The organism is Chryseobacterium sp. GM_Chr_2, from assembly GCF_026540445.1.
Lineage (GTDB): Bacteria > Bacteroidota > Bacteroidia > Flavobacteriales > Weeksellaceae > Chryseobacterium.
On sequence record NZ_JALNUD010000005.1, the window covers coordinates 72,641 to 84,476 of the forward strand.

The window sequence follows — 11,836 nt, forward strand, 5'->3', positions numbered from 1 at the left end:
TATATTTCAATTATATTTTCTTCTACGTTGTACGAATAGTGGATTCGGTAGGGAAATTTCTTGAGAAAAACGATTCGATTATGATCATATTTGAATTCAAAAGATAAAGGATTTTCTTTAATGAAATTGATTTTGGAGCGAAATTCTTTCATAAAATTAATCCATAGTTTTTTATTAATTTTCTTGTACCAATCATTAATTTCTTTCAAATCTTGTTTTACAAAAGGACTATAAATTAACTTAATCTCCACTTTCTAAATCATTTAAATAGTCATCCATATCAGATTCTGAAACAAAACTTTGAGGATTATCCTGAGAATATTTTATCCTTCTTCTTACTTCTTCTTTTTGCCATTCTGGAATATCAGTTTCCTTTACTTTAATATGTTTATGTTTCAAAAAATCAATAAAATCATTTACTTCCTCGTAAAAATTTTCAGGAAGTGTTCTAATATTGTTTTCTAAATCTTGTAACGTAATTTCCATTTTCTTCATCTTTATTTTATCCAAAGTTAATAAAATTCGATTATTATTTTTAAAATTCTATATTTGTGAAATTTGAAATTTATCAACTATGAAGACTAAACATCCTAAGGGATTGCCTTTCCTCTTCTTTACGGAAATGTGGGAACGTTTCGGGTACTATCTTATTCTCGGAATTTTTGTGTTGTATGTGATTGAACCCACGGGTTTAAAAGGAGGTCTCGGACTTCCCGACAAAACTGCCGACGACATTTTCGGAACCTATATCGCTTTGACTTATTTGACACCTTTCATCGGCGGATTTTTAGCAGACAGAGTTTTAGGTTATATCAAATCGATCTATTTGGGAGGAATTTTAATGGCTGCCGGATATATCGGGATGGGTGTTTTCAAAGATCTGACCTTATTTTATTCTTCATTAGCCTTAATTATCATCGGAAACGGTTTCTTTAAACCTACAATTTCCACATTACTTGGAAATTTATATTCCGAAGAACCTTACAAAGCCAATAAAGATTCCGGGTACAATATTTTTTACATGGGAATCAATATCGGAGCGTTTATTTGCAACATTATCGCAGCATTTATGCGAAATAAATTCGGTTGGGGTGAAGCTTTCATTACTGCCGGAGTCGGAATGTTAATTGGTATGGTGATTTTTACAATTGGTAGAAAACATTATATCCACGCTGCTCAAATGAAACCCGTTCAGGAAGGCGATACAAAGCTTTCTGAAATTATGTTGAAAGTTTTCTTACCAGCAATTATTGCCGGGGTAATTGGTTGGTGTTATGTTCCATATGAACAACTTATAAACATGAATAATTATCTGGAAATATTCAGTAATCCTGCCAATATTTTCGGAAGTAATAATACAGATGCCTTTATTTTTGCATGTGTTCCTGTTATTTACTTTTATGCTTCTCTTTATTTTAAAGCAAAACCGGAAGAAAAATCTTCGATTGGAGCTTTGTTATCGGTTTTCTTAATCAGTATGTTTTTCTGGGCAGTTTTCAAACAAAACGGAACGGCTTTAACGCGATGGGCAAATTATTACACCGACAGAAGTGTTCCTGCATCCATGGAAAAACCATTGGAAGGCATTTATATGGTTGACGGAAAAAGCTATGAAAACAAAGAAGTTCCTGTTTATGATAATCAATTCCAGTCTCAAAAAGATAAAGACGGAAATACCATCAAAGTACAAGGAAAAGATGTTTATTTTAAAAATATTTCTCCTGAACAACGTGCTGTTTTAGAGAAAAATCCGGAAACGAAAACCTATTTATACAATACAGAATTATTCCAATCGATTAATCCGTTTTGGGTAATTGCTTTAACGCCGGTTGTCGTAGGATTCTGGGCTTTGTTAAGAAGAAAAGGAAAAGAACCTTTAACGCCAACAAAAATTGTTTTGGGACTTTTCATTTCAGGATTATCATGTTTGGTAATGGTTTTAGCAGTTTGGGCCGGAGATAACGGAGCTGTAAAAGTTTCGCCTTGGTGGTTAGTGGCAAGTTATGGAGTCATTACGGTGGGTGAACTTTGTCTTTCACCAATGGGATTGTCATTTGTTTCAAAACTTTCCCCTGCAAGAATTACCGCGTTAATGATGGGTGGTTTCTTCCTTGCCAACTCAGTCGGAAACAAACTTTCCGGAATTTTAGCGAGTACTTGGTATAATTACGATAATAAAATGAATTATTTCCTTGTGAACTTCGGATTGCTGATATTTGCTACACTTTTAGGAGTTTCTATGTTGAAAAGATTAAACAAGATCATGAAAGAAAAAGGACATTAATCCTTATTTATAATAAAGAAAATCAAGCTGTAGAATCATTCTGCAGCTTTTTTATTTAATTATAAAATTAAAACCTTGCCGAAAACACAAAAAAAACTATATTTGTCAGTCTTAACAAAAATTTAACAAGAAATATGGATACAGCTCAACAGAAAGGACATCCTAAAGGTCTCTATCTTCTGTTTATGACAGAAATGTGGGAACGTTTTTCCTACTATGGAATGCGTGCTATTTTTGTACTTTATATGACAAAAATACTCCTTATGGATGATGCCAATGCGTCGGAAATTTATGGTAGCTATACAGGGTTAGTATATCTTACACCGCTTTTAGGTGGATATTTAGCAGACCGTTTTTTAGGAAACAGAAGAAGTATAGAAATTGGAGGGTTATTAATGGCAATTGGGCAATTCATCTTGTTTTTTAGTGCTTCTACTACAGGCGCAAGTGCTGTAACATTAATGTGGATGGGTCTTACAATGCTGATTATCGGTAACGGATTCTTCAAGCCAAATATTTCAACAATGGTTGGTCAGCTTTATCCTAAGGGAGACAGAAGAGTAGATTCGGCATTTACTATTTTTTACATGGGTATCAATTTAGGAGCATTTATGTCACCTCTTATTTGTGGTACGCTAGCAGAGAAAGTAGATTTTAAATGGGGATTCTTAGCAGCAGGGGTAGGTATGCTTATTGGTTTAGTTACATTCATCACTCAGAAAAATAAAGTATTGGTAGATTCTGAAAATCAGCCTATCGGTATGCCAAGAAACAAATTTGGTATTGCTCAAATAGGAATGGTTTTAGGTTCAATTGGGTTGATTTTCTTCTTGATGAACTTCAAAACGATGTTCAACAGCGATTTAGATGTTATCGGATATCTTATCTACGGTGCGATGATCGTAATGCCTTTAATTGTCCTTACAGATAAAAGTCTTACGAAAGATGAAAAAGATAGAATTCTTGTAATTTTCATTTTAGCATTCTTCGTTATTTTCTTTTGGGGTGCTTTTGAACAGGCAGGTGCTTCATTAACAATATTTGCAGACAGACAAACCAATCGTAATCTTTTTGGTTGGGAAATGCCCGCAAGTTACTTCCAGTCTGTAAATGCTTTGGCTATTTTACTTTTAGCACCTTTATTCTCATCATTTTGGTTGAGATTAGGAAACAGAGGTAAAGAACCTTCATCACCTAAAAAAATGGCGTATGGTTTAGCATTAATTTCTTTTGGATATGCTGTAATCGCTTATGCAGTCTACGGATTAGGAATGATGGATAAAGTTTCAATGTTCTGGTTAATCGGTTTATATGCAATCCACACAATGGGAGAGCTTTGTCTTTCTCCAATTGGATTATCAATGGTTTCTAAATTATCTCCGGCTCGTTTTTCATCTTTATTAATGGGTACTTGGTTCTTGGCCAATGCAGCAGCTAATAAATTTGCAGGAACATTATCAGCTTTGATTCCTGGAGGAGGAGAACATGGAGAAGCAGCAAAAACTACTTCTATACTAGGATTTCAAATCACCAACCTTTTCGACTTCTTCATTGTATTCGTAGTAATGTGTGGTGTAGCTGCAGCTATTCTTTTCGTTATCAGCAGATGGCTAGAGAAGAAAATGCATGGTATCAAATAATACATTCTGAAATAAATAATATATACAAACCTCTGCTAAGTCAGAGGTTTTTTTTATTTTCGTACGTTCTTCCAATATGTGACGCAGTGCGTCTTGAATTAAATGAAGGATAAAAAACCTTAATTAAAACTTAATCATATACATTATGAGCTTAACTTTAGATGAAATACAAAATTTCAAAGGAAAATACCCAAAACAAATCTGGAGCCTGTTTTTCTCTGAAATGTGGGAACGTTTTTGTTTCTACGGAATGCGCGGAATGCTGGTTTTCTTCATGATCTCTCAACTCGATTTCCATGAAAAAGAAGCCAATCTTCAATATGGAGCTACACAGGCATTTGTGTACGCTTTTACCTTTGTGGGTGGGCTTTTCGCAGATAAAATCTTAGGATTCAGAAAATCTCTTTTTTGGGGCGGAATTCTGATGATTGCCGGAAGTTTGATTCTAGCGGCTGATCCACATCATAATTTCTTTTTAGGAATTGCATTTACCGTAGTAGGAACAGGTTTTTTCAAGCCAAATATTTCATCAATGGTTGGTCAGCTTTACAAACCAAATGATTCCAGAGCAGATGCAGGTTTTTCACTTTTCTATGCCGGAATTAACCTTGGAGCTCTACTTGGAGGATATTTATGTATTGCCATCGGAAAAGGAGAACTTCTTGCCAACCAAATTCCGGAAGAATTGAGATGGCATTTGGCATTTGGGTTTGCCGCTGTTGTAATGGTTGTAAGTTTGATTAATTTTGTTTTCACACAAAGAAGTTTAGGTTCAATTGGTCTCCAGCCAGGACATCCAAAAAATGAAGTACAATCTGCTCCAATCCCAAAATGGCAAGAATATGGAGTTTATGTTTTATCATTAATTTTCGTTCCCATTATCATGACGATGGTTGCTAAAACAGAATATACAGATTATTTTATGTGGACGATCGGGCCATTAACATTAATCTATTTATTCTACGAAATGACAAAAGTAACGCCGGCAGAACGTAAGAAATTGTGGGCAGCTTTAGTTTTCATCTTATTCTCAATTCTATTCTGGGGAATTTATGAGCAAAGTGGAGGTTCATTAAGTATTTTTGCCGCTAAAAATTTAAATAAAGATCTTCTTGGATTAGATCCAAACGGTGTAAATAATTCCGGAGGAGCATTCTTTATCATCTTCTTAGCTCCATTAATTGGTTTACTATGGATTTGGTTAAATAAAAGAAAAATTGAACCCAATACCATCATCAAGTTTGGATTAGGATTTATTTTCTTAGGATTAGGTTATTATATTTTATTTGCGACAAGACTTTTTGCAGACCTTCAGGGAATCACTTCATTGAATTTCTTTACCATTGCATTATTAGTGATTACTTTAGGGGAATTATGCCTCTCTCCTATCGGTTTATCCATCATGACAAAGCTTTCAACGAAAAATCTTCAGGGAATGATGATGGGAATGTGGTTTCTAGCATCAGCATACGGACAATACGTTGCTGGAATCATCGGAGCAGGTTTAGCCACAGCAAAAGAAGGCTCTACCAACTATGATGCTCTCATCACTTATACCGATGGATATAAACAATTGGGATTATACGCGGTAATTGCCGGAGTGGTATTAATTTTGATATCTCCGTTCGTGAAAAAATTAATGCAGGAGGTAAAATAGAAATAAAGCAAATTATGCTTATTTTTACTTAAATATCAAATTATGAAGAAAATTATAAGCATAATATTCCTTTTCTGTTTAAGCTTTAGCTTTGCTCAGGTAAAATGGATGACCATTGAAGAGGCTTTAAAAGCTCAGAAAGAAAATCCAAAAAAAATATTGATCGATTTTTATGCAGACTGGTGCGGCCCATGTAAAATCATGGATAAAAAAACATACGGTCACCAAGTAATTGCTGATATTTTAAATCAAAATTATTATCCTGTAAAATTTAATGCAGAAGAAAAAAAATCAATTGAAATCTTCGACAGAACTTTTTCTAACCCAAATACGGAACAAAAAAAAGGAAGAAATTCTCTACACGAGTTTACGCAGTATATGAATGTTGCAGCCGTTCCAAGTACTGTTTTTTTGGATGAAAAAGGAGATCCGATCACGATTTTGCAAGGTGAGTTGTCTGCGAAAGAACTTGAACCTTATTTAGAACTGATTTCCAAAGATTTATATAAAAAAATCCGAAGTCGTGAACAGTGGGAAGATTATCAGAAAAAATTCAAATCTAAAATAAAAGATTAAACATATAAAGACTTTCAGCTTTGAAAGTCTTTTTTAATTTCTATTTTTTCCCGAAATTCGTGGCTCTTTTCAATGAATTTAGAAACCTCCATAGAATACGTTAAAGGCATAGGTCCTGAAAAAGCCAAACTTATCAAAAATGTTTTGGGCATTTCGAATGTAGAAGATCTTCTGAACTTCTACCCTCTCCGTTATTTGGATAAAAGTAAAATTCATAAAGTATTCAATCTTCAGGAAAGTAGTCTTGAAATTCAGTTGAAGGGAAAAATCACCAATATTCAGGAAATTCAGACGGGTAAAACAAAAAGACTTGCTGCTAAATTTAATGATGAAACCGGTTCGATGGATCTAGTTTGGTTTCAGTATTCAAAATGGTTGAAAGAGCAAATTCCAATCAACAAAGAGCTTTATATTTTCGGAAAGATCAATGTTTTCAATAATCAATATTCAATGCCGCATCCGGAAATCGAAGTTGAAGAAAAAAAGGAAAATGATGTTCGTTTAAAACCTATTTATCCAAGTTCTGAAAAGCTGACTAAAAGAGGATTAAATCAAAGGTTTTTCCAGAATATTTTAAGAAATGTCTGTAAGGAAATTCCTAGTTTGATTGAAGAAAATATGCCTGAATACATGATAAAACATTTTAAATTTTTATCAAGACAGCAAACATTTCTCAACATACATTTTCCAAAAGATTTAGAACACTATGAAAAAGCTGATTATCGATTAAAGTTTGAAGAATCATTCTTTTTTCAGTTGGGATATGCTTTGAAAAAACTTCATCATAAAACGCAATCTCATGGAAATCAGTTTCCGATTGTTGGAGATTATTTTAATAATTTTTATGAAAATCATCTTCCATTTGAACTTACGGGAGCTCAAAAAAGAGTGCTAAAGGAAATTCGTTTGGATATGAAAAAGCCAATCCAGATGAATCGACTTTTACAAGGTGATGTAGGTTCAGGAAAAACGATGGTAGCTCTATTAACCATGCTCATTGCAATGGATAATGGCTTCCAAAGTTGTCTGATGGCTCCAACGGAAATCTTGGCTCAGCAACATTACAACGGGATTAAAGATTTATTGGTAGGAACCGGAATTAATATCCGTTTACTGACAGGTTCAACCAAAACTTCAGAACGGAAAATTATTCATCAGGAATTAGAAAGTGGTGAACTTTCTATTTTGGTAGGAACACACGCTGTTTTAGAAGATAAAGTGAAGTTCAAAAATCTGGGTTTAGCAATTATCGATGAGCAACACAGATTTGGTGTTGCACAGCGCGCTAAACTTTGGGCAAAAAATAAAATTCCGCCACATATTTTGGTGATGACGGCAACGCCAATTCCTAGGACTTTAGCGATGAGCTTCTATTCTGACTTGGATGTTTCTGTAATCGATGAACTACCGATCGGCAGAAAACCCATTATTACCGCTCACAGACGAGAAAAAGATAGGGCTTATGTTTATGATTTCTGTCGTGAAGAAATACAGAAAGGCAGGCAAATTTACTTCGTTTATCCATTGATTGATGAATCTGAAACTTTAGATTATAAAAATTTAATGGAAGGACTGGAAAATATTATGGATAATTTTTCGAAGTACAATACAACGATGCTTCATGGGAAAATGAAACCTGCTGAAAAAGATGAAGCGATGAATTATTTCGCTTCCGGAAAAGCAGAAATCATGGTCGCTACAACGGTAATCGAAGTGGGTGTAAACGTCCCCAATGCTTCAGTAATGGTGATTGAAAGCTCTGAAAGATTTGGCTTATCACAGCTTCATCAGCTTCGAGGTCGTGTGGGTCGCGGCGCAGAGCAAAGCTATTGTATTTTGATGACTTCCGACAAATTATCCAGCGACAGCAGAACGCGTATTAAAACCATGGTTGATACAAACGACGGTTTTAAAATTTCTGAGGTCGATATGCAATTGCGCGGTCCCGGAGATATTTTGGGAACTCAGCAAAGTGGCGTTGTTGATTTTAAAAGGCTAGATTTGGTGCAGGATGCTGCCATTATTAAACTGACGAAAAAAACGGTTGAAAAAATTCTGGAAGCAGATTCTTTATTGGCAAGACCCGACAATCAAATCATCAAAAATTACTATCTGAGATTCTATCGCGGAAAAAATAAGTGGAGTAAAATTTCCTAGAGAAATAAAAAAACCGCGAAAATATGACTTTCGCGGCCCCCTTATAAAACTGTTATTTAGAAGAAATTTACTTTTTGTTTATATGAAAAATTTATTTTAATAGTTGATTCGCTTCATAAATTAATATTTTGTGGTGTGGTGTGATGATATTAAATTTGGTTTGAGGGATGTTTTCAGCTGCAACTATTAAAATAAATTATAAAAAAACAAAATGAATTATGTTTCCAATTTGCATTATTATAAAAACTAACTGAGACTTTCATTAAAGGCGTAAATGAAACGAATTATCCTTTAACTACTCGCGAGTTTTCATGATTGTACCGTTTTTTTAAAGATCTTCTTCGCTTATAAATTGGAGACTTTATATAATTCATTTTGTTTAACTAACATTGTGATTTATATAATTCAGTTCTAAAATTCGAAATAACTTAATCATTCATTTTTATGTCTTAAAATATGGATGAATTTGTGTTGCTATTTTCTTATTACAAATGTGATGATAACTGTTGAAAAAGTTTTTATATTATTTCAATTTTTAATTACAAAATTTTCACTTTTGTGTGAATATTATGCTTTAAATATTAATATTTAATTAATATTAGCAATACTTAAAAGCTTTTAATAATTATATTTTTAAGATAAAATTATCCTTATTTAATCCTGAAGTATAATATTGCCAATTCAGTGTTATTACATCAGAAATCTTCTTTTTAAAAGCACTCTTACTTTCCGTTTTTTTGATGCAAATATTTCCATTCTTAACAAAAAAATCATCCATTTCTGCATCTGAAATTTTTTCAGAATAAATGGCATTGACTATTTTATACAGATTTTCTCTTTTTTTAATTTCATCTAACAATTCATTCTTTAAAATATCATAATTCATGAATATTAATTCCGGAGAAAGCGTATCTTCCTTATCTAAATATTCTAAAACTTCATCTGAATTTTGAAATGTTAAAAGTTTAATACCAACTTTTAACTCATTAAAAATATTTTTAAAAAAATCGATATTTTCATCAATATTATCCACCAAGAAAACATTGAGATATTCTTTATTCATAGCCAATTAATAGTTTACCAATATACTTTGAGCCTTTCTTCTTTTCGCCACAATTTTGTGAAACTGTGACGGTGTTACTCCGGTTGTATTTTTAAACTGTGTGCTTAGATGTGCCACACTAGAATAATTCAGCTTATGAGCAATCTCTGTAAGACTCTGTTTATTTCCTATAATAAGCTCTTTGGCATGCTCTATTTTTTGAAGAATAATGAAATTTTCAATAGAAGTAAAAGTGACTTCTGAAAAAAGATTAGAAAGGTATCCGTAACTATGGTTTAGCTTTTCTGCAATGTAAATAGAAGCCTTCACGGGAACTACCTCATCGGAAAAAACAAGCTCAACAATAGCATCTTTGATTTTCTGAACCAAAGCAATTTTCTGACTCTCAATGATTTCAATACCATAATCTTCAAGGTTTTTCTTGAAAACTTTATGCTGTTCTTTGGTAAAAGATTCGTAGAATTCTACTTCGCCAAAGTTCAACAAGCGATATTTTAACCCCTGTTCTTTTAGTTTTTCATCCAATACTTTTTTACATAGAGCATTGAAATCAAATTTAACGTACATTTTCATCCTGGTATAGTGTGTAAAATTTTCGAGTAAATATAATTACTTTATTTCAAATAAAAGTGAATTAGGCGAAAAATTCTAAAAAAATGTTAAAAAGCAAAAAACTCCTGCATTATTGAATACAGGAATTTAAACACTAAGGATGAAAAAAAATATACTGATAAAAAGCTCTGACAGCTTAGAACCGAGCATATGAATGTACTATTTTATATTTTAATTAATATTTGACTTTGATCTGTTACAAATATGAAGCAAAAAAACACTTCACATGTTATAGAATTATAATTCAATGTTACAGAATTTTAAGTCAATTGTTTGTGAATTAAAAATTCCATCAAAAAATCATCCATAACGAAATTATTACCAATATCAAAAACCCCTTCATCATATACGCTATAACCTTGAGATTCATAGAAATTTTTCGCTGAATTATATTTATTAACATTTAAAATAATTCTTTCATCCCCTGCTCTCTCAACATTTTCTTTCAAAAACTCTAATGCCCCTTTTCCGAAACCTTTTCCTTTACTTTCGGGAACAAGATAAATTCGGTGAAGCTTGGTTGTTTTTTCCTCATAATGATTTTCATAACCGATAAACCCTTCAAACGAATTTTGAGATTCATCCTGAATTAAGAAATAATGATAATTCGGTTGTTGAAGGTGGTTTGATATTTCTTCTTTAGAATACATTGTATTTAGCATATATTCCATTTGTTCATTGGAAAGTATTTCGGCGTAAGCGTTTTCCCAAGATCTTCTCGCTAAATCCTGAATTGAAGGAATATCATTTTCTGTTGCTTTTATAAATTTCATTGAGTTTGAATTTAATTTTTAATGTAAAGTTCGCAAAGATTTTTTTTAAATACTTTATGTTTTATAAGTTCACAAAAACGTTTCACTTAGCAAAGACTTTATCATTATTATGAATAAAAAAGGTGAAAAGTATCAACCTTTCACCTTATATGTATAAATTCACAATTTACTGCAAAGCAAATTGACTTTTCAAGTCTTAAATGTTTGCCATTTCAGCCTTAATCTTAGCATAAAGACCTTCGGAAGCCGGAATTAAAGGAAGTCTTAAATAATTTTTAATGATTCCTTTTTCAGCCAAGACAGCTTTGATACCGCATGGGTTTCCTTCAGCAAAAATCAATCTTGTAATCTCAACCAATTTGTTGTGGATTTCGTAAGCTTCATCTACCTTTTTATCTAAAGCCAGCTGAACCATTGTTGAAAATTCTTTAGGATATCCTTGTCCGATCACAGAAATTACTCCTGCCCCACCCGCTAAAGTTACCGGAAGTGTATATTCATCATCACCAGAAACTAGGTTGAATCCTTCTGGTTTTTTTCTTAAAATATCGAAATACTGAAGAATATTCGGAGCCGCTTCTTTAATTAAGAATAAATTCGGGAAATCATTTGCCAAACGCAAAGTTGTTTCTGCTTCAAGATTTTGTCCTGTTCTTGATGGAACGTTATAAATAATGATATTTTTTCCTGTAGAGGCCAATGCTTTATAATGTTGGTAAAGCCCTTCCTGATTCGGTTTGTTGTAATATGGAGACACAGAAAGTACCGCTTCAAATGCAGAAAGATCTGCTTCCTCAATCTGTTTTTTTACTTCCAGCGTATTATTTCCACCGATTCCTAAAACCAAAGGAACGCGTTTATTATTTACCTTAATGATATGGTCAATTACCTGTTTCTTCTCCTCAGCAGAAAGCGTCGCAGCTTCCGCTGTAGTCCCCAAAACAACCAAATAGTTGGTTCCGTTTTCGATATTAAAGTCTACCAATTTTGTTAAACTATCGAAATCAACGGATAAATCTTCATTAAAAGGCGTCACCAGTGCAACACCTACTCCTTTTAAATTGCTCATCTGTA

Annotated in this window: 10 protein-coding genes; 5 read left to right on the forward strand and 5 right to left on the reverse strand. The window is 32.9% G+C overall.

Annotated elements, in window-relative coordinates; genetic code table 11:
* Positions 1 to 240 precede the first annotated feature (240 nt).
* Complete coding sequence (locus OXQ85_RS09670) at positions 241 to 486, reverse strand: hypothetical protein (protein ID WP_267404006.1); 246 nt, start codon at positions 484 to 486, stop codon at positions 241 to 243.
* 88 nt (positions 487 to 574) lie between these two features.
* Between OXQ85_RS09670 and OXQ85_RS09675 the strand changes: the two genes are divergently transcribed.
* From OXQ85_RS09675 to recG, 5 genes are all read left to right on the forward strand, one after another.
* Positions 575 to 2,284 carry a peptide MFS transporter gene (locus OXQ85_RS09675; protein ID WP_267404008.1) on the forward strand — a complete coding sequence of 570 codons (1,710 nt, stop codon included), beginning with the start codon at positions 575 to 577 and terminating at the stop codon, positions 2,282 to 2,284.
* Positions 2,285 to 2,418: 134 nt separating this feature from the next.
* Positions 2,419 to 3,924, forward strand: a complete 1,506-nt coding sequence (locus tag OXQ85_RS09680) for a peptide MFS transporter (protein ID WP_267404009.1) — start codon at positions 2,419 to 2,421, stop codon at positions 3,922 to 3,924.
* Between the two features lie 145 nt (positions 3,925 to 4,069).
* Positions 4,070 to 5,581 carry a peptide MFS transporter gene (locus OXQ85_RS09685; protein ID WP_267404010.1) on the forward strand — a complete coding sequence of 504 codons (1,512 nt, stop codon included), beginning with the start codon at positions 4,070 to 4,072 and terminating at the stop codon, positions 5,579 to 5,581.
* Between the two features lie 42 nt (positions 5,582 to 5,623).
* Positions 5,624 to 6,157 (forward strand): thioredoxin fold domain-containing protein, encoded by a 534-nt coding sequence (locus tag OXQ85_RS09690; RefSeq protein WP_267404011.1) that lies wholly within the window; start codon positions 5,624 to 5,626, stop codon positions 6,155 to 6,157.
* A gap of 72 nt (positions 6,158 to 6,229) precedes the next feature.
* Entirely contained in the window at positions 6,230 to 8,314 is a 2,085-nt protein-coding gene (recG, locus tag OXQ85_RS09695; protein ID WP_267404012.1) for an ATP-dependent DNA helicase RecG, read from the forward strand.
* A gap of 625 nt (positions 8,315 to 8,939) precedes the next feature.
* On the opposite strand, the gene OXQ85_RS09700 is transcribed toward recG, so the two are convergent.
* From OXQ85_RS09700 to dapA, 4 genes are all read right to left on the reverse strand, one after another.
* Positions 8,940 to 9,377, reverse strand: coding sequence for a response regulator (locus tag OXQ85_RS09700; protein WP_267404014.1), 438 nt, complete (start codon positions 9,375 to 9,377; stop codon positions 8,940 to 8,942).
* A gap of 6 nt (positions 9,378 to 9,383) precedes the next feature.
* The gene (locus OXQ85_RS09705) at positions 9,384 to 9,950 is read right to left on the reverse strand and encodes an AraC family transcriptional regulator (protein WP_267404016.1); all 567 of its coding nucleotides are present in this window, start codon (positions 9,948 to 9,950) and stop codon (positions 9,384 to 9,386) included.
* A 299-nt stretch (positions 9,951 to 10,249) separates the two neighbouring features.
* Positions 10,250 to 10,762: a GNAT family N-acetyltransferase gene (locus OXQ85_RS09710; protein WP_267404017.1), complete on the reverse strand. Its 513-nt coding sequence runs from the start codon at positions 10,760 to 10,762 to the stop codon at positions 10,250 to 10,252.
* Between the two features lie 196 nt (positions 10,763 to 10,958).
* The gene (gene dapA / locus OXQ85_RS09715) at positions 10,959 to 11,831 is read right to left on the reverse strand and encodes a 4-hydroxy-tetrahydrodipicolinate synthase (protein ID WP_267404018.1); all 873 of its coding nucleotides are present in this window, start codon (positions 11,829 to 11,831) and stop codon (positions 10,959 to 10,961) included.
* Positions 11,832 to 11,836: the final 5 nt, after the last annotated feature.